Source organism: Halomonas sp. CSM-2 (assembly GCF_002119345.1).
GTDB classification, from domain to species: domain Bacteria; phylum Pseudomonadota; class Gammaproteobacteria; order Pseudomonadales; family Halomonadaceae; genus Vreelandella; species Vreelandella janggokensis.
The window spans coordinates 305,889-325,242 of the sequence record NZ_NBYR01000001.1 but is presented as its reverse complement, the minus strand read 5'-3'; the positions used below and the strand labels follow the sequence as shown (position 1 = coordinate 325,242).

Genomic DNA, 19,354 nt, shown 5'->3' with positions numbered 1-19,354 from the left:
GCTGGCGTGCTGCTGATCAACCAGGGCCTGCCACTGTTCCGGCGTACGGTGCTTTTTCATGGGGGTAACCTCGTGTTGGAAAATATGAGGTTACTGTAGGGCGATTTTCAGCGGGGTGGCAGGACGTCCTGGAATGAACGCTTACCCAGCAACACCGGCTAGGGCAAACAAAGCGATGCCTTTCTGGCTTAATCCAAACCGGGGGCCGGCCAGCAGAAGTGGTGTTGTTGTCCAGAATAGACTAAAGGCGCCAAACATGCTGGCGTGGTAAAGCGCCCTTCGGCGTAGCGCCGGAGTGGTTTTTACCAAATGCACCATTGAGGCCAGCATCTGGTGATATTTCAGCCGAGCTACCACCGGTCTCGGCGGCAATGTGAAACGTAAAATAGCGGACAGCAGCACCATGCCAATGAACGAGAGGTAGAACACAGCTCGCCAGCTCGCGAAATATGTAATCATGCTGGCGACTGGCCGCGCGAGCATGATCCCGAGCATCAAACCGCTCATGACATTGCCGACAACCCGCCCACGTATAGCATCTGGAGCCAGATGAGCGGCATAAGGCACAAGGATCTGAACGGTGACAGAACCCAGGCCAACCAAAAAGGACGCCGCTAGAAATGGCTCCACTGAGCCTGCAAATCCCGAGATCAAGAGACCAAAGGCACCGACCGCCAGAATGGAGACAGCCAACCGGCGGTTCTCGAACAGGTCACCAAGCGGAACGACCAGTAGCAGCCCCAGCCCGTAACCAAGCTGCGTCATTGTAACGATCAGACCAGATGCCTGCTCTGATAGATTCAACTGGGTGCTTATTGGGCCAACCAGGGGCTGAGCATAGTAAATGTTGGCCGCAATCAGGCCACACGCAAATGCGAGCAGCACTGTCAGCCATCGGGATATGGTTGGATTCTGTGAGCTGGCCGCTGTGCCAGTTGTAGATGAACTCGCCATTTTGGATTAAACCGTTTCCTATATGTGCAAATTAAAGCCGCACGTATGCGGCGGTGTTTCGGACAGTTCTTGAGAAGCTAGTCAATCAAGCAGTTTCATCGCGTTCTCCACAACGGCCATCATGTCCTCTCGGTTTTGTCCAACCTTGCCAATGACACGCATTCCCTGAAGCAGGGCCAGCATCAGTTTCGCCGTTGTACCAGGATCGACGTCTTTGGAAATCGAACCATCTTGCTGGCCCTGCTCGATAATGCCCTTGAGACGCCGTTCGTTCGCACTCATAGCAAAAGAAACTTTGGCGGCAACTGCCTCGTCCGTACTCGACAGCTCGACGGCTCCCACAACGACTAGACAGCCGAACATTCCCTCAGTCGCATGCGACGACTCTGCGTAGAAGATCAGCAGTCGGTGCAGTTTCTCGCGTCCCGATTCAGCGCTTGCTGTCATTTCAACAAGCTGTTGGCCGCGCAGGGCCATATATCTGTCCAAGGCCGCAGTAAACAGGCCATGCTTACTGTGAAAGGCCTTGTAAATGCTTCCAGCCGACAACTTCAGCGCCTGCGAGAGATCTGAGATGGATACGCCGTTGTAACCGTGCTCCCGAAAGTACAGGATGGCGCGATCCAAGGCTGTATCGATATCGAACTCCCGCGGGCGCCCCCTCTCCCTGGAAACGTTATGTGGCGTCTTATTGGATGTAGTCATTTTTTCACATTAGGATATGGATCAATCCAAATCAAGCAACCCCGTTCTTGTGCCACATGAGCCTGCATCAAGCGCGACTGGGAATACTCATCAGTCCCTTTCTCAGCGTATCGTAAGCTGCTGCTTATATGTTAGACCAAGCTCCCTGTCCAATCTGTATGCAGGCATCCAAATTTTGGATTAAAACATTTCCAAATTCAAGGAAAAATTTATTCCAGGTGTCTCAACTTCGGGAAGGCGTCCTCCTACGGTGACATGGGTCTTCATGGCCGATACGGCCTGCTTGGATTAGCGCTACGCGCGGGGGGTAGACGTAACTCGACTCGGAGAAGATCAGGTCGAATAACTGGATAAGCACTAGTGACAGCGCCTGCTGGATCAGCCGGTCAGTGACTGGGGATAGCGATCTTCGGAAGGCAACCCGTCGGCCCCATCCTTGGGCTTGGGGATCTCAACGATCAGGATCGGGCTGAGATGATACTTACCGGTCCGTTTCCGCTCGCGCACCATAAAAAAACCCAGCGGTTAAGCCGGGTTTCTAGTAGCACGTATGAGATTACCAATTGTACTTCAAGCTGCCGATCACGCTTCGGGATTCGCCGTAGTAGCACCAGAAGTCAGATTCGCAACTCGCCACATATTCTTCATCGGTTATGTTGTTGACGTTGAGCTGAGCCGTCCAGCTTTCATTGATGTCATAGCTTGCCATGGCATCACCCACCGTATAACTAGGCACATCGATAGTAGCCCCCCCTGCGCTTTCGCCCGCATAGCGAATGCCAGCTCCTACCTTCAAGCCATCCACAGCAGTGCCTTCAAAGTCATAGTCCAACCACGTAGATGCCATGTGGCGTGGAATCAAGGCTGAACGGTTGTCATCTGCGTCGCGCGCATCTGTATAGGTATAGGCCGCCGTCAACTTAAGCGCTTCGGTAAGATACCCAACCCCCTCAAGTTCGAAACCGGTAGAAGTTCTCTTGCCTTCCTGGGTTTGATACCCCGCAGGGGTGGTAGCAAATGAATTCGACTCCTCTATGTCGAATAATGCTGCTGTCACGTAACCATCCCAGTCAAGCGGTGCATATTTGACACCCAACTCCCACTGTTCACCTTTGATTTCCTCAAAGACAGCGCCTGTTAGGTCAGTTTGCGCTTCCGGTTGGAACGACTCGCTGTAGCTTAGATAGGGATTCAGACCATTTTCACCCAGGTACATAACGCCACCAGAAAAGGACGTTGCGGTCTGGGTTTCATCTACTATTGTGTTCTCGCGCTCGGACTCATTTCTGACATCAGCACTATCGTAACGAACACCACCCAATAAAACCCAGCGGTCATCAATACGTAGTTGATTTTGAACGTACAAACCTAGTTGATCCTTGTCGATCTGACGCCCTGTCAACTGATCGCTGGAGATTGGAGCAATATCGCCCCTGGGATTGAAAATATCGACAACATCATAGCCAAAGCTATCAAACTCTTTGCCATCAAGGCTTAGGTCTTGGTAGTCCACCCCGAACAGTAAGGTATTTTCAGTACGATCTGTGTACCACTCGCCCAACATACGGTTATCAATCGTAAAACTGTCAATCTCTCCATCACGCTGCAAATGCCCCCGAGAAGCTGTTTGCCCGTCACCTGTTCCTCCCAGCACATAGGTACTGCGAAGATCCAAATCAAGGTGACTGTAACGAGCATTCTGCTCAAATTTCCAGGTGTCATCGAGTTGATGTTTGAATTCATAACCGATGGCGGCTTGTGTACGTTCGTCTTTGTCGTAGTCTGGCGCGCCATAGTTAGCTTGTGGATCCACCTTTCCAAATGGGGTGTCGTTTACCGTGCCATAGGGAAGTTTGAAGGGGTTGACCGGTACGCCATCATCTTTCTGGAAACTGGACAGCACCGTCAGCTGCGTATCTTCGGATAGATCCCACTCAAGGCTCGGCGCAAAATAGTAACGCTCGTTGTCGGTGCCATTTAAGTCACCATCACGCTCCTTATAAAGCCCCACGAAGCGGTAGCGTACATCACCACTCTCTGTCACCGGTCCTGATGTATCAATGCCCAACTGACGATGATCGCGGTTGCCAGCCTGGATCTCGAACTCACCACGAGGTTCATCGGTTGGACGCTTGCTAACGGCATTGATCATCCCACCTGAGGGCGCTTCACCATAGAGAATCGAAGTCGGCCCCTTAAAGACATCCACACTCTCCAGACCATAAGTTTCTGGTAACCACTGGTAGTAACCGGTGCGATAGAGACGAAGTCCATCCAGATAGGTTGCTTGGTCGAAGCCCCGGATCTTGAACCAGTTCGTGTTGTTGTCCGACCCATAGTGACCAGACAGCACACCAGACCGATAGCGGAAGGTTTCATCCAACTGTTGAACGTTACGGGTTTCCAGTTCTTCACGATCAACGCTAGATACAGGCCGAGGCGTTTCAACCAGCGGCGTATCCACCTTCAACGCCGTGGCAGTAACCACCGTGGTGCCAGTATCCACTGACTCTTCCTGAGCCAGGGCAGCAAGCGGCGCAAAACTCAGCACGCTGCCGAGCGATAGAGTAAGAGAACGTCGCATAGCAACAGCAAGCCGACGTCGCGTGAAAGGGGGAGTGTTCTGGAGCATGAAGAGGACCTTGGGATGTGGAGGAAGCGTATAATTATAGTAAAGCGAATGATACGAATTTTTATTACGCTTCACAATGTCGATCAGCCCACATCGCTGTTCATGTTTTCAACATTTCAATGAATCGTGTTTAGAACGGAAAAGTTTAAGTTTTAACGGCAGCGGCTAGCTACGCCGAGGCGACAAGGAACATAACCTTGTATTAGCCTGCTCAGGGTCGAGCAACAAGCGGAAGTGGGTAGCCGATAACGGCCTGCTCAGCCAGAACCCCTGGGCACCATTGCACCCCTGCAAGGCGAGGTAGTTGCGCTGCGCCAGGGTCTCGACACCCTTGGCGTTGACGCACAGAGATAGATCCTTCAGAAACCCGATCAGCGCCTTGGTGAAAACGTTACTTTGCGGGTTGTAGCACATGCCGCTGGCAAAACAGGGCGCGAGGTTGACCGTGTCGATGGGAAAATGCTGCAGCTGATTCAAGCTGGCCCGCCCGTTCCCGAAGTCATCGATAGCGATGCGTATTCCCATACGGCTCAGCTCGCGCAGCGTCGAAATTGAGGCGTCAGTATGAAGCTGTATCAGGTCTTCCTCACTTATCTCCAGCTCCAGAAAATGAGCCTCCAGCCCCGTTCTGGCCAATATCTCCGCCACCCTTGCAGGCAGTGATGTGTCGCGCAGCTGCATCGCCGACATGTTCACCGCGATGGGCACGATATCGCCCCCTTCACGCCGCCACGCCTGCATCCGGCGGCAAGCCTCACCCAGCACCCAGTAACCGATGGGCACCATCAACCCACGGGCTTCCGCCACGGGCAGAAACGCTGAAGGCTGCATGAGGCCCAGCGTCGGGTTGCGCCACCGTACCAACGCTTCAGCACTCACCATATAGCCGGTGGCAAGATCAATCCGGGGCTGAAAATCGAGAAACAGCGCATCCGCTTCGAGCGCCAGATGCAGTTGAGACTCCAGGTTATTGTTTTGTATCTTCACAGCGTTCATATCGGCATTGAACAACTGGTACTTGTTGCGCCCACTTTTCTTGGCGTGATACATGGCCGTATCGGCATTATTGAGCAGAGTGAACTCATCACTGCCGTGGTCAGGGTAGATACTGACACCGATACTGGCGGTCACGTGCAGTTCATGCTGGTTTATCGCGTGCGCCTCAGCGAGCGTTGCGAGGATTTTCTCCGCAATCCTCACCGCATCCTGGGGCTTGTCGATCTCGCTCAAGAGCACCACGAATTCATCGCCGCCCTGACGGCATATCGTGTCCGTGCTTCGAACACAATGTGTAAGACGCCCCGCCACCGACTGCAACAGACAGTCACCGATTGCGTGCCCAAGTGAGTCATTGATGGCCTTGAACGCATCAAGATCCATAAACAACAGCGCGGCCTGATGCTGGTGGCGTTTTGCCAGGCCGATAGCGCGCGTCAGGCGTTCATTAAAGAGCGCACGATTGGGTAATTCCGTGAGGGCATCATGCTGAGCCTGATAAGCCAGCCTGGACGAATGAGCAGGCGAATGACAGGCATCGTGAAAGACGATGACCGCGCCTTGAAGTAGGCCCGCATGGTCATGGATCGGTGCCGCTGAATCTTCAATCAGCAACTGGCTGCCATCCTTGCGGACCAACACACAATTTATGGCCAGACCGACGGTGCGATTCTCTTCCATGGCCCGCCTCGCCGGGTTAGCGGCAGGCTCCAGGGTCTGACCGTCGATGAGCATCAGTACCTGATCCAGAGGCTTGCCGGAAGCATCTTCGCTTGACCAGCCCGTCAGCGCTTCCGCGACGCGATTCAGATAGGTAACCTGCGATGCCAGATCCGTGGTGATCACCGCATCGCCGATCGAATTCAAGGTTACCTGGGCCCATTCCCTTGCCGCCTGCAAAGCGGTTTCAGCCTCGCGCAAGCGTGCGTCCATGTGCTGCTTCTTTTCCGCGACACGCTCTCCCCCCCGCTTTCGGGCGAGACGACGTTTAACGCGCTGCATCGTCGTGCCTTTTTCCTGCATAACCGAACGCAGTTAAGGCAACAGCGCCTTTCGTGACCGTTTCAAAGATGACATAAACATCCATGAGACACGCTCCTTTTTCCCCATCCCCTTACGCCTCGACCCCAAAACCGGTACGTTGGCTTGAGCAATATCAGCGTTTTATTTCGACCATAAAGCAGTCAAGCGATACGCTTCTGTGCGCTACCGAACAAAACAAACGCTATTTTCAATGTGGCAATCAGGACGGACTAAGAATGGGAGCAAAACCAGGGGGAGGTAACGACTGCCAGGCCGTTGTGATAATGAAACGTTGAGGGGTGGCGCTGCGTTCCCTGCAGCGCAAAGTGTGACATCCTGTCCAGGCAACTCCGTTGCCACACTCATACGAACACTAGACGGTAAGCCCGCCGCCGACTGTGCGTTAGCACACATGCAAGGCGACTATTTTTCGTATTATCCATAAGGCCGATGACTGTACGGATGGCTTTTTTAATCAGGTCGACCACGCCTATGTGCGCTAGCGTACAGAGCTTGCCTTGCGGCGTTCTATACTAGAAACGTCTACCGCCACGCCTTGGAATACCCGATACAAGCGCCTGACAACATAAGTCAACTGTGAGCATTGCGCTCAGACATTGTGCGTCACACAGGGACAAGGATCGATTTTCAATGCTAGAACCGACAGTTTTACAGCAAAACGCGCTGCTTGGCCTGCTACCGGAAGAAGAGCTTGAAAGGCTGTTACCCTCTTTCGAAAAGGTGACGCTGACCCTAGGCCAGTCGCTGAGCGAATCCGGCCAGCAGATGAGCCATGTCTACTTTCCCATTGATGCCATCGTCTCGCTGCTGTGCGTGATGGAGGATGGCGCCTCGACGGAGATTGCCGTGGTGGGAAACGAAGGTGTCGTCGGCGTATCGCTGTTCATGGGCGGCGAAACCACCCCCAGCCGCGCGATCGTCCAGAGTGCAGGCACGGCCTATCGCCTCAATGGTCAACTGCTCAAGAACGAATTCTACCGCGCCGGCCCCATGCAGCGATTGCTGTTGCGCTATACCCAAGCCTTGCTGACGCAAATGGCACAGACAGCGGTATGCAACCGCCACCACAGCGTCGACCAGCAGCTATGTCGCTGGCTGCTGCTCAGCCTCGACCGCCTCCCGGGCGACAAACTGATCATGACCCAGGAATTGATTGCCAACATGTTGGGCGTGCGCCGGGAAGGGGTCACCGAGTCGGCGGGTAAACTGCAAAAAGCTGGCTTGATCTCCTACAACCGTGGGCATATCACCGTGACCGACCGGCCCGGGCTCGAAGCCCGCGTCTGCGAATGCTACGCGGTCGTCAAGCGCGAGTACGACCGCCTGCTCAAGCACCCCGAGGTGGTGTGAATAACCTCCCCGCCACCGCCGTCTTAACCAACGCTATTAGGACGGCGTTATGTACGGTAGCGTGCCGACGCGTGATTTACCGGATGTTAATATTCAGGCGTACCGTCAGATAATCTGATGACGGCGTATCGATCTGCAGCCGACATCGAAATGATAGGTTCCTCATTGTGCCGTTTGCCAGGTTTTGTAACCGGAGAGGCACATGACGTCTGTTTTGCACACTCCAGCTGTCAATCAACTGCTTGCGGGGCTCCCGGACGTCGAGCGAAAGGCCTTTATGGCCGACTGCGAGACCGTCAAGCTCACCTTTGGCGACGTGCTGCTGCAGCCCACCGAGGCCATTACCCACGTCTATTTCCCGATCGACAGCTTCATTTCATTGATTGTGGTGCTCGATAGCGACAGCCGACTGGAAGTAGCCATGGCGGGCTGCGAAGGCATGTTGGGAAGCTCCCTGGTGCTGGGCATCGCCGAGGCACCGTTGCTCGCCCTGGTACAAGGCGCGGGCTCGGCGCACCGCATGAGCGCCGCCAACTTCCAACGCCAGCTATTCGACAGCCCCGTCTTGCACCAGCGGCTGAAGCATTACCTTTACGTCGTCATGAAGCAGCTGGCCCAATCCACCGCCTGCATTCATTTTCATCAGATAGAGGCCCGCCTCGCCCGCTGGCTGCTGATGACGCAGGATCGCGCGGGCTCCGATCAACTGAGACTGACCCATGAGTTTCTCGCCATGATGCTCGGCGTAAGACGCGCGGGTATCACCATGGCGGCGATCGCCCTCCAGAAGCGCGGACTGATAGGGTATCACCGCGGCGAAATCAAGGTGCTTGACCGGCCAGGCCTGATCGCCGCCGCCTGCGAGTGCTATACCGGCGACCGCGCGCTGTATGCCACAATGCTGACGTCGGCGTCAGATTGAAAACCTACTTTTAAACCAGGAACTAACACATCACGAACTCGGCTGCGTACCTCTGGCACTCCTCCCTGACAATAACTTAAGAATCAATAGCGCAAACTGCCTGCCGGTTTCCTCATCTTCCAGTAGCGGCATGGTGAGCTTTTCATGGTCGTTCATGGCATCCATGACGGCATCCGTCACACGTTTTGGAAACAACCCGTGCATGACTTGGTGGTCATCGTGATGGTTTATCTGGGCCATGACAGCGTCATCACGTTCGATGCGATCCGCAATGCCGTTGGCAAAGTGCAGCTTGTCTTCATCGCTAATATCAGCGCCATACAGGTCGTTGAGCCGTTTGATAATCTCATTGAGCTGCTGGGTTTCCGGATCGTGAGGCTTGCCAGATCCAACCTCTGTAATAGGCTTCAGGCCATAGTCGCCTTCTTTTTCGCCTAGATTCAGCTGCTGTTCGGCGCGTTTGGTTAACCGGTAGCTATCCAGCGATAGCTCACTTACGTCGAGAGGGTCACCTTCCAACAACCGATCGATGCGAAGCAGCGGATGGAGATGCTTGGCAAACACACAGAGCTGCTCAAGCTCCGCGTCATCAAAGGAAATGATTTGACTGAGAAACTCATAAGTCCGCACGAAGCTTTGCAGGTTCTTGCGGAAGAGGTCGAGCTCGTCACGGGTTTTGCCTGCATCCTCCAACTCCTGATCGGCACGCTTGCCTCCTGTTTCATCGCCCTTCTGCTCGGCCTGGCGGCGCTCCTCTTTCCATATTTCCTGCTGTTCGAGGATCACTTCATAGCGCCTTTTAAAGCGTTCTTGAGCAGGTTTGCAGTGATAACTCAGGCGTGACGAGGGTGCTTTGGGGTCGAAAAAGGCGGTAGCGAACGCCTTCACCTCAGGCCAGTGGTAAATGCCAATGGCGTCCAAGCTGCGCTTGATGTCATACACCACCTGCGGATCTGAGACATCGGCCAGCGTTGCCTTGCGGTAATAGGGAGCAAAGGCCTCGAGTATATCCTTCGGCTCGTTGAAAAAGTCGAGAATAAATGTCTGCTTGCCGGGGAAGAGCCGGTTGAGGCGTGAGAGCGTTTGCACGCAATCCACGCCCTGTAGCTTTTTATCTACATACATCGCACACAGCTTGGGCTGATCAAAACCGGTCTGGTACTTGTTGGCGGCAATCATCACATTGAAATCGTCGGTGTCGAAAGCATCCGACAAATCTCGCCCTCGCAAACCTGGGTTGAGAAGCTGGCTCGATTCGCTAACCTCTTCAACGATCACTTCATCAGGCAGCACCGTACCCGAAAAGGCGACCAGCGGGTGCACATCGGTATAGCCTTTTGATTCAACGTACTTCCGCATAGCGAGCTGATAGCGCACTGCTTCCTGGCGGCTGGCAGTGACCACCATGGCTTTCGCTTGACCATCCAGCAGATGACGCACATTGGCGCGGTAATGCTCCACAATGACTTCTACACGCTGGGCAATGTTGTAAGGGTGTAGTCGCACCCACTTAGCCAGAGTGCGCGAGGCCTCTTTGGCGTCCACCTCCTGCGCTTCGGCATCCGGGTGTGCGAGCTTCCAGGCGGTACTGTAGGTAACGTAATTGCGCAGCACATCAAGGATGAAACCTTCTTCGATTGCCTGGCGCATGGAATAGAGATGGAAAGGCTCAGGCTTGTTTTCCGCGCTCGGCGGTAAGGCGGGGTCCGGCGCACGACCAAAAAGCTCCAGCGTTTTGGCTTTGGGTGTTGCCGTAAAGGCATAGTAACTAATGCTTTCGCTTGGGCGGCGCGAGGCTACTGCCGCATCCAGCATCATCTCCGCGCTGATTTCTTCATCATCACCCGCCATCTCACCTGCGGCGGCCAGCAGCGCTTTGAGCTTGGTGGCCGAACTACCGGTCTGCGAAGAATGGGCTTCATCCGCTATTACCGCGTAGTGGCCTTCGGCTAGCTGAGGGCGCTTGTCCAGCGCATCAAACAGCGCTGGAAAGGTCTGGATCGTGACAATGATGATCCGTGTATTATTGGCAAGCGCGTCCGCCAACTGCTCTGATTTGCTCTGGTTACCCACATCGCGGGTAATGGGACACACCACACCATGGGCGTGCTCGAACTGGTAAATGGTGTCTTGGAGCTGACTATCGAGCACCGTGCGGTCGGTCACCACAATCACTGAGTTGAAGCGCTTTTGCTGCCCGCTTTCGTCGTACAGGTTGGCAAGCTGATGGGCCAGCCAGGCAATAGAGTTGGACTTACCCGACCCTGCGCTGTGCTGAACCAGGTAGCGCTGACCGGGCGCTTCCTGATGAGTTGTGGCTACCAGCTGATTGACGACTTCCCATTGGTGGAAACGCGGAAAAATAAGCGTTTCTTTTGTTTTTCGACGACCGTAAAAATCTTCACTGGTCTTCTTTTCAAGGTGCAGGAAGCGCCCCAAAACCTTGAGCCAGGCATCCGGTGAAAACACGCGCTCCCACAAATAGGTGGTCGCATAGCGGTTCTCGTCTTCCGGCAGTGGGTTACCCGCGCCGCCACCCTCAGTGCCTTGGTTAAAGGGCAGAAAGAAGGTGTCTTTACCCGCCAGCTTAGTAGCCATCGCCACCTCGGCCTGGCTGACGGCAAAATGCACCAGCGCGCCGCGCTTGAACGCTAGCAGCGGCTCGATCTTGCGGGTGATCGGGTCTTTCAGCGGGCGGTCGTTACGATACTGACGCTTGGCGTTTTCTACCGACTGCTTGAACTCGCTTTTCAGCTCCAAGGTGGCTGTAGGGATGCCGTTGACGAACAGCACCAGATCCAAACGTGGGTTATAGCTTTGGCTGCCCTGGCCTTTTTCTTGCGCATGAGGCGAATAAGACACCTCTGGCACCACGCGTAGGCGATTGGCGCGGTAGCGGGAAAGTGCTTCGGGGTTCATGGCGTGGTCGGGCTTGAAGCTGCACAGGTCGAACGCTACGCCCGGCACTTTGAAGCCATGGCGCAGCACCTCAAGCGTGCCCGCCCGTTCTAGCTCGCGGACCACCTTTTGGACGAACACTTGCTCGGATGCTTGCGGGTTGGCCTTGCAGAACTTTTCCCAGCGCTCGGGCCAGGCATCCTGCACATAGCCCAACAAATCTTCAGTATAGAGTGCTGACGTGCGGTCATAGCCATTCGCCGTGCCCACCCGCCAGCCATCAGCGGCCATGGCGTCAATGATGTCCTGCTGGAACCGGCCTTCCCTGCTGTCCGCCACTATAAGCACCCCGAAGTTAAATCAATGTGCACAGACTACAACGAAGCCAGACAGAATGGAAAAACGGGTTCTACTACCTTTCTCCTAAGGCGTTGATTTTTAATTTTATGATCATCTGCAACCTTTTCCTCAGTGACATTACCTAAATTTTGGTTAATATACGCTTGGCTACGCTTCAGTTAACTTCGGATAACAAGAAACGGCAGTCATCGCAACGCCCTAATGGCAATTGATCGAAATATGACAGCGGGTTGGAACTCGCTTATGGAGTAAAAAAATGGTAGGGAACATGACGTTTAAAGGGATCGGGAAACTGCTATTGGCGTTTTTGGCGCTGGCATTCATCACTGGCTGTGCTGCCAAAGCTCCCTCTTCAGCGAATATGCAGAATGAACTTCAGGGCTTTAAGTTACCACAACAGCCTAATGCTGATGAAGGCATGGTCTATGTGGTTCGCCCAGAGATGAAAGGCACGTTGGTTCGCTTTAATGTTTTCTTGGATGACCAAGAAGACGCATCCGAAGTCGGTCATACACGCGGCAGTGAGCACATTTACTTTCCCGTAGAGCCCGGTCAACACACCATTTATTCAAAAGCAGAGAACTGGGCATCCGTTGACGTAGACGTATCGCCGGGCGAAACGGTTTTTATTCGCCAACACGCGAAGATGGGACTTGTCATGGCGCGCAACTCATTGTCATTGCTGGAAGCGATGGAAGGTGAGTATTTTGTTAAAGAGACTAGCCCCGGCACAATGATCAATCGCTAGTCCTCATGACGACTCGGAGCCCCGCTATATAGCGGGGTTTCTTATTTGATTTCAGATACCTAGCGCCTTAAGCTCATCACGGCTATAAACCCGCCCATAGCGGCTAATGAGTCCCTTGGAGCCTAGCATCGTTAAACTAACAATCGGTGTGGCGGTTTTAGCAAAGCCATCCTCCAATGCTTGCTCCTGCTGTGCCAATGTAAGTACACCAATCCGTTCCGGCGAATAATACTCGCCTAGCTCCATGAGCAAAAACTGAGTCCAACCGGGGTTGAGACGCACACTTCGGCCGCAACGGTTTTCGTGGGTGATGACTTTAACCTGGGTTCGCCGGCCGCCCTCTTCCAAATCAAAACCGGGGTTTGAGCTACCTGACATCATTGAGGGCTGTTGGCCAAGCGCTTCTAAAAATCGGAGCCCAATAAACTCACCAATACGGCCAATGATGTTGTCGTTACCGCCAATACGCTCAGGCACTGCGCGCCCTAATGCCAAAATGGCTTGGCGTGCCTGGAGGTAATGGTCAATCACCTGCTGGATCTCGGCATCACGGTGCTGCTGGGGCTTATCCACCATCGTCCTCATTCGGCATTGATGCCGCAGCATTGACCTGCTGGTCTTGCCAATCGGCATAGGACTGTCCCGTGGCCTCAACCTTCCAATCAACACGACCGTTAGCGGCACGCCCTGCGACAATGGCGGCGGCCGGGCTGGGACTCGTGAAGCCATAGTCACGCGTGAATATCTTGAACCCGTTACCATCGTCCATCAGCACACCTTCATCACAAAGCTGCTTATAGAGATGCCGATAGTTGTGCTTCAGGTCTATCCACTCGCCCCTGGCGATAGAGCCTTCAAGAACGACAAACTCACCTTCAACCTCTTGAGCGAAGGCGACAATATTTTGTCTTTTAACTTCCATCTTCAGCCTAGGGCTTGCTGAAACGCTTTGGTTTAGCTCTGGCTGGGTGGGTACTGGACGCTCAAGGCCCGAACTTGGAGTTATCTTTGTAGTGCTGCGTAAAAAATCCAGACCAAGAACGGGAAGAACCGTGCGAACCTGCTCGATAAAAAAGGCCATATCGGCGCGATCAGATTCTGGAAGTCCCACGTATTCATGTGCCGTACCGTTGGCTAGTTTACAACGCCCCACAGCACCCGCTTTCTGTATAAGCAAGCTCTCAAGGTATTTCACATGTGCCTTGGTCAGGTTTTGGTCTTTACTCGTTATAAGACACACCTTCTCCCAAAAATCCTTGCCTCCCTTGTCCTCCGGTCGGTTGTGCTGTTTAAGCTGCGTAGCAACATCATCGCTTTCACCGATATATACCAAAGGGCGTAAATCACCCTCTGGATCCGTGCCAACCAAGAAGTATATTCCGGTTCTCCCACACTCTGGGCGCTGAACTAACTCGCTGAGTCTACTGCGCGGCCCTGTCAGCACATGCCCTGTCCAGTTCATAATCTCGGCGGTAAGCAGGCCATTAGGCGTGCCATCCACTAGAAACAGCCGAATGCTGCGTCCCTGTGTCATATCAACTCCGTTAGTGCTAGCCGTTTTCGCCATTTTGCGAGTTAGCTATACACACTGTTTGGAATACTCAGATTTGATCAATGGCGAGTCTTGGCCTGCTGTTGATCATCGGAGGCTGTGTCGTCAGGATTGTGCGGCGCATCCTCACCAATGAAAACAGGTTTGCCGTTCTCCCAAAACACCGCGTACTGACCAAGGCGACGCTTGCGTTCCAGCGTTTCAGCCACGGCCGTTTGAAGACTATCGAGCATTTCCTGGGTATCGGTTGAAAGTTGAGTCATACCGCCTCCATCTGAGTGGCATAACCAGTCGCCACCGCGGAATCCGCTGGGGGCTGCCAGCCGCGAACATCAATCTTGCCGGTAACGGCGGCGGAGATCAGGGCAGAACGGCGTTCTTGGAGTAACTGTATATTTCGCTTCGCCGCACCAACAAGTTGATCAAATCTATACGACTTTCGATCTATGTAGTCGGCAATTTTGGCTTGCTCATCAACCGGGGGTTCAAATAGCCAAAACTCTACCGCATCGGCAATGTTAAACTGCTTCTGTGCTGCCCCGTACTGAACTATTTCTACTTGATGACGAATGAGGCGACTATTCATTGCAGCACAAAGCCACCTAGCCCGGATTTCTCATAGTACCTCAGCCAGTACCGCACTCAGGCTGTAACATCACTAAACACCTACTGGCTCGACTTACATCGGCTACTTTTTAACCACTTTCCGTCGTTCAGACACACTTCCCCCTTCCCCCCATTGCGTCGGGCCGGGGGCGCCCGAGCAGTCAGGTAGGAACCAACCGCCTGACGAGATCGGATAGCGCCGTTTGATAGGGGTAGCTGTCACTCATGAGTACTCGGATTCGACGCGTATTGCGGATGATGACCGCGCCTACTTTGATTAGCTTGAGCCTCAGGTTGCTCGGACTCATGCGCGCGAAGGGCGTGTGCTTCAGGTAAGTCCGTAACCGCTCGAACAGCGTATAAGCGAAGCCCGACAAGATTAGCCGCCACTGATTGGCCCACCAGTGCGTGCTGGAGGTCCGGTCAGCAAACAGGCTCAGTTGTTGATCCTTGATCCGGTTCTCCATGTCACCCCGGGCACAGTACTGCTCGTAGTAAAGCTTGAAGCCGTCATCGTAACGAGAACTGATGATAAACCGGGGATTAGAGCCTGACTCGCCTTCTTCTAGGCGGGCCACCACCCAGCGTGGGTATTTCCAGGAGCGGGCTTGATACTGGAAGCGAAACGTCCCCGCTACTTTCCCTCCCACCTGCCATTGGGTCTTGCGCACCAGCATCATGGGGACGTCCACTTCCTTGAGCAGCCGGCTGTTCTTGGCGATTCCCACGATGTAGTCGACGTGATGCCGATCACACCAGTTCAGCATCCGGGGACGACAAAAGTGGCTATCACCCCGTAACACGATACGCGTATCGGGCCAGTATTGACGGATAAAGCGTACCAGTAAGGCGAGGATCGCCCAGCTATGGCGGCTGTCGCTGCGGTCACTGATGCGCAGATAGCTCACCAGTAAGTGGCGCCCACAGAAGACATACAGTGGGAAGTAGCAGTGGTGATCGTAATAACGGTTAAAGAACTTGCCGGGTTGCTCGCCATGCACGGGGATGTCGGTGCCATCAAAGTCCAGCACGATCTCCTTGGGTGGTTCGTCATGCTGTTCAATGAAGTGATGCCAGAGCAACTGATGGGCCTTCACTATGGCTTGCCGATCGGCGTTCTGCTCCACCCGGCACAGCGTCGATTTGCCTGCCAGCGTATCCTCTTCACCGAGTGCTGTCTGAAGGGCCTGATCATAGCGCAGGGCCTCATGGTCGTTGAAATCTTCATAGCCAGCGGCGACGCCGAATACCCGCTGACGAACCAACGTGTCGAGCTTATGACGAACCTGTTCCGGTGCGCGGGGATCATGAAGCACGGCGGCCAAGCGGCGTGTCAGGCGATGCTGTTTATCGACTTCACGAAGCAGGAGTAATCCGGCGTCCGACGTAATGTGGCCCCCGGAAAAGTCGGCTTCAATTTGGCGGCGTGAGAGTGGCGAGAAGGTCAGTTTTTCAGGTACCATTTTGGAAGCGGCTGTTGGTGCTTGATGGATTGGTTAGGTTCTTGAAATCATAGCACTTTCAGCCGCTTTCTTTTATACCCTGTGAGAAATCCGGGCTAGAGTCGTAGCTACCTTTCTTGGTAAGCATGACGGAGGCGCAATTTCCACCTTCACACTCTGGTGGAACCACAGCTGTGACGCCTGGATATCCCACACGCATCGTCACAACATCACCGGTTTCCAGCATAGTTTTTCTGTTGCGGCAGCTATCTTCTAACGAAATCTTTCTGGCCTTATCAACTTCAATATACCCCTCTCTGACCTCTCCGCCGTAAATGAAAGGAAGCCCTTCTTCAGCGAGGTAGCTACTGGGGTTAACGACAATACCAACTGTAATAAATGACGACACATTTTTAAGCCGCTTCCTTACCCAATGCTCAGGCACATCCCCCAACCATTCCACCCCAGATTCTTTCATCGGCACATCGGGGTTGAGCCCTTTGGTGACGGCATAGGAAATCACCGCCTGGCGCTTTTCCTTGAGCAGCTCGATCAGGCGTTGCTGCTCTTCCACCAAGGCGTCCATGCGGGCGGTTTCGTGGTCGAGGAAGGTAATGATGGCTTCTTGCTCACCCCGCGACGGCACAGGAAGCTGTGTTGAGTTTACGAGCTCAGAATCCAGGCTTTCTACCGTGGCACCCTGTTTTGACCACTCCGGAAGGAGTTCGCGATTCAAGCCCTGAGTTAGTCTCAAGAAGAAATCAGGCAATAGGCGAGGTCTAACGTTATACGCCCTAACATCCTGGTTTACTGTCACTGGGACTTTATTAATGGCAACCGGTATCCGGTTGCGTAATATGCCAGACCTGAAGACTATCAAGACGTGCCCTGGCTCAACCATGCTGACCGGAGAAGCGTGGAGTGCTGCCTCGGAAAGTGTGTCAATCGTAGAGGTTATCCACTGTCGCTTCATATCCTTGGGTGTAACCCACGGGATGCTTCCGTTCCAATACTGGAGTTCATCCTTCGGAGGAGTTCCACCGCCCTTCGATATAGCGAGATAGCTCAGTTTTACTACTTCCCAATGTGTTGGCACCTCTCCTAGCCACTCAACGCCAGAGTCCTTGTATTCGGGATAGGCGGGATAGCTCATGCCGACAGCTCCTCGATCATTTGCTTGATCTTGTCGGTGCAGGCTTTGAGGTCGGCATCTATCTCCTCCAGCGGGCGCGGCGGCGTGAACTGGTAGAAGTGGCGGTTGAAAGGGATCTCAAAACCGACGATGCCGATGCGGCCATCCAGCTCGTCGCGCTTGTTTTCATCAATCCAAGCATCCGGTACGTGGGGCTTCACCTCGCGATCGAAGTAATCAAACACTGACTCGTTGTAAGGCACGTTTTCATTATCCCGCAGGCCGGTATCGGGCTCCGAATTGCCTTGCTTGTCCAGGCAAATATCCGCGTCTGAGTCGCGCTCGGAGAGGGCATTGAGAATGGCCTTCTGTACGGGCGCGCCAACTTTTAAGCCTTCAGCCTTTAGCGCTGCGTTAAGCGCTTTGGTAAACGCTTTGCGGTTGGTATAGCACTGTTCACCAAGCTGTTTGCAGGCGGCCTTGAGCGCGGCTTGCTCGGCATCATCCAATTTCAGAATGGCTTTTTCGTCGTCAAGCTTGGCCAAGCGCTCAGCACTAGCTTCGAAGTTAAGCCGCAGCGGCCGCTCGACGGTAATCCGCCGATAGCCAAAGGCCTCCACCGGGAAAACCTTACTTTCGTCGTTTTCTTCAAAGGCACCGTAGAGCCGGACGATATCGTCAATGTCCCAATCAGTAATGTACTGGCGCTTACTGCCTAGCGACTTGCGCATCTTGCTGGCCCGGCCGGTGGCGTTAATCAGCTGCACCTTGCCCTTGCGCTCGGCGGGCTTGTTGTTGGAGAGCACCCATATATAGGTGGCAATGCCCGTGTTGTAGAACATATCGGTGGGCAGGCCGATAATGGATTCCACTAGGTCATGCTGCAGCAGGTAGCGGCGGATCTCGGATTCGCCACTGCCCGCGCCGCCGGTAAACAGCGGCGAGCCATTAAGGATGATGCCAATGCGCGAGCCGCCGTCCTGGCGAGCGCGCATCTTGGCCACCAGGTGCATCAGAAACAGCAGCGAGCCATCCGACACACGCGGCAGGCCGGGACCAAAGCGACCATCGTAACCGCGGTGTTTGTGCTCATCGGTGACCTGCTTTTGCACCTTCTTCCACTCGACGCCAAACGGCGGATTGGAGAGCATGTAGTCAAAGCGCTCCCCCGCCAGCTGGTCGCCTGAAAGCGTATTGCCCAGCTTGATCTGCTCGACCGCCTGCCCCTTCACCAGCATATCGCCCTTACAGATGGCGTAGGACTCAGGGTTGAGCTCCTGCCCGTGCAGCGAGACGGTCACGTTGTGGCTGACCTGCTGAATATACTCGTCGCTCTCGGAAAGAAAGCCGCCGGTACCCGCTGTCGGGTCATACACGGTGACGATGCTATTGGGCTTGAGCTTGGCTTCTTGCCCGGTGAGCACCAGAGACGTCGTTAGATGGACGATATCTCGGGGCGTAAAGTGCTCCCCGGCGGTTTCGTTGGAGCTTTCAGCAAACTTGCGGATCAGCTCTTCAAAAATACCGCCCATGCCGTGGTTACTCACCCGCACCGGGCTTAGGTCAATCGCCGCGAACTGCTGCACCACCTTGAAGAGCAGATCATTGGCGTTGAGCTGCTGCACAAAGCTCTCGAACTCAAAGTGCTCGAAAATCTCCCGCGCGCTCTGGCTGAACGACTGCACATAGCTCATCAGGTCGTCGGCGGTCTGGGTGTCAGAGAGAGTGCCCAGGGATAGCGGCGAGGCATTGAAGAATGGCTGGTCCGCCGCGCGCAACAACAGCTTCTCGCGCACCGCTTCCGGCTTGTTTTGGTGCTGTTCGGCGGCCTGCAATACCTCGGCTTTGGTGGGCGCGAGAACACACTCCAAGCGGCGCAAAAGCGTAAACGGCAGAATAATGCGCCCATACTGCGATTGCTTGAAATCGCCGCGCAAAAGATCGGCCACTGACCAGATAAAGGCAGCTAATTGAGAGTGACTTTCCGTGTTCAAGGTACTTCCCCACGCTAAG

General features: G+C 54.3%; 15 protein-coding genes. 3 read left to right on the top strand and 12 right to left on the bottom strand.

Annotated features, from left to right (window positions below):
• Nucleotides 1-141 precede the first annotated feature (141 nt).
• The 4 genes from B7L15_RS01495 to B7L15_RS01480 all read right to left on the bottom strand — a co-directional run bounded on the left by B7L15_RS01495 (nucleotide 142) and on the right by B7L15_RS01480 (nucleotide 6,289).
• Nucleotides 142-954 (bottom strand): MFS transporter, encoded by an 813-nt coding sequence (locus B7L15_RS01495; protein ID WP_254902826.1) that lies wholly within the window; start codon nucleotides 952-954, stop codon nucleotides 142-144.
• 81 nt (nucleotides 955-1,035) lie between these two features.
• On the bottom strand, nucleotides 1,036-1,659 hold the full coding sequence (locus tag B7L15_RS01490) for a TetR/AcrR family transcriptional regulator (protein WP_085917273.1): 624 nt from the start codon (nucleotides 1,657-1,659) through the stop codon (nucleotides 1,036-1,038).
• A gap of 556 nt (nucleotides 1,660-2,215) precedes the next feature.
• A complete protein-coding gene (locus B7L15_RS01485) occupies nucleotides 2,216-4,291 on the bottom strand; it encodes a TonB-dependent siderophore receptor (protein ID WP_085917272.1) in 2,076 nt (691 codons plus the stop codon).
• Between the two features lie 165 nt (nucleotides 4,292-4,456).
• On the bottom strand, nucleotides 4,457-6,289 hold the full coding sequence (locus B7L15_RS01480) for a putative bifunctional diguanylate cyclase/phosphodiesterase (protein WP_176243605.1): 1,833 nt from the start codon (nucleotides 6,287-6,289) through the stop codon (nucleotides 4,457-4,459).
• A 672-nt stretch (nucleotides 6,290-6,961) separates the two neighbouring features.
• On the opposite strand from B7L15_RS01480, the gene B7L15_RS01475 reads away from it, so the two are divergent.
• Nucleotides 6,962-7,681, top strand: coding sequence for a Crp/Fnr family transcriptional regulator (locus tag B7L15_RS01475; RefSeq protein WP_085917270.1), 720 nt, complete (start codon nucleotides 6,962-6,964; stop codon nucleotides 7,679-7,681).
• A 202-nt stretch (nucleotides 7,682-7,883) separates the two neighbouring features.
• Nucleotides 7,884-8,603 carry a Crp/Fnr family transcriptional regulator gene (locus B7L15_RS01470; RefSeq protein ID WP_085917269.1) on the top strand — a complete coding sequence of 240 codons (720 nt, stop codon included), beginning with the start codon at nucleotides 7,884-7,886 and terminating at the stop codon, nucleotides 8,601-8,603.
• Nucleotides 8,604-8,633: 30 nt separating this feature from the next.
• Here B7L15_RS01470 and B7L15_RS01465 read toward each other — a convergent pair whose 3' ends face one another.
• Nucleotides 8,634-11,840 carry a type I restriction endonuclease subunit R gene (locus tag B7L15_RS01465; RefSeq protein ID WP_176243604.1) on the bottom strand — a complete coding sequence of 1,069 codons (3,207 nt, stop codon included), beginning with the start codon at nucleotides 11,838-11,840 and terminating at the stop codon, nucleotides 8,634-8,636.
• Nucleotides 11,841-12,117: 277 nt separating this feature from the next.
• On the opposite strand from B7L15_RS01465, the gene B7L15_RS01460 reads away from it, so the two are divergent.
• Nucleotides 12,118-12,609 (top strand): DUF2846 domain-containing protein, encoded by a 492-nt coding sequence (locus B7L15_RS01460; RefSeq protein WP_217807964.1) that lies wholly within the window; start codon nucleotides 12,118-12,120, stop codon nucleotides 12,607-12,609.
• A gap of 51 nt (nucleotides 12,610-12,660) precedes the next feature.
• Here the strand turns inward: B7L15_RS01460 and B7L15_RS01455 are convergent, their stop codons facing one another.
• From B7L15_RS01455 to B7L15_RS01425, 7 genes are all read right to left on the bottom strand, one after another.
• Nucleotides 12,661-13,185, bottom strand: a complete 525-nt coding sequence (locus B7L15_RS01455; RefSeq protein WP_085917268.1) for a hypothetical protein — start codon at nucleotides 13,183-13,185, stop codon at nucleotides 12,661-12,663.
• Entirely contained in the window at nucleotides 13,175-14,143 is a 969-nt protein-coding gene (locus B7L15_RS01450; protein WP_085917267.1) for a GIY-YIG nuclease family protein, read from the bottom strand. Before B7L15_RS01450 ends, B7L15_RS01455 begins: the two co-directional genes overlap by 11 nt.
• A 77-nt stretch (nucleotides 14,144-14,220) precedes the next feature.
• Entirely contained in the window at nucleotides 14,221-14,424 is a 204-nt protein-coding gene (locus B7L15_RS01445) for a hypothetical protein (protein ID WP_085917266.1), read from the bottom strand.
• Nucleotides 14,421-14,747 carry a restriction endonuclease subunit S gene (locus B7L15_RS01440; RefSeq protein WP_085917265.1) on the bottom strand — a complete coding sequence of 109 codons (327 nt, stop codon included), beginning with the start codon at nucleotides 14,745-14,747 and terminating at the stop codon, nucleotides 14,421-14,423. The genes B7L15_RS01445 and B7L15_RS01440 overlap by 4 nt, the downstream gene beginning before the upstream one ends.
• A 181-nt stretch (nucleotides 14,748-14,928) precedes the next feature.
• Nucleotides 14,929-16,230 (bottom strand): IS1380 family transposase, encoded by a 1,302-nt coding sequence (locus B7L15_RS01435; protein ID WP_085917264.1) that lies wholly within the window; start codon nucleotides 16,228-16,230, stop codon nucleotides 14,929-14,931.
• Between the two features lie 58 nt (nucleotides 16,231-16,288).
• Entirely contained in the window at nucleotides 16,289-17,362 is a 1,074-nt protein-coding gene (locus B7L15_RS01430) for a restriction endonuclease subunit S (protein WP_085917263.1), read from the bottom strand.
• Entirely contained in the window at nucleotides 17,359-19,335 is a 1,977-nt protein-coding gene (locus B7L15_RS01425; protein ID WP_085917293.1) for a type I restriction-modification system subunit M, read from the bottom strand. Before B7L15_RS01425 ends, B7L15_RS01430 begins: the two co-directional genes overlap by 4 nt.
• Between the last annotated feature and the right edge of the window lie 19 nt (nucleotides 19,336-19,354).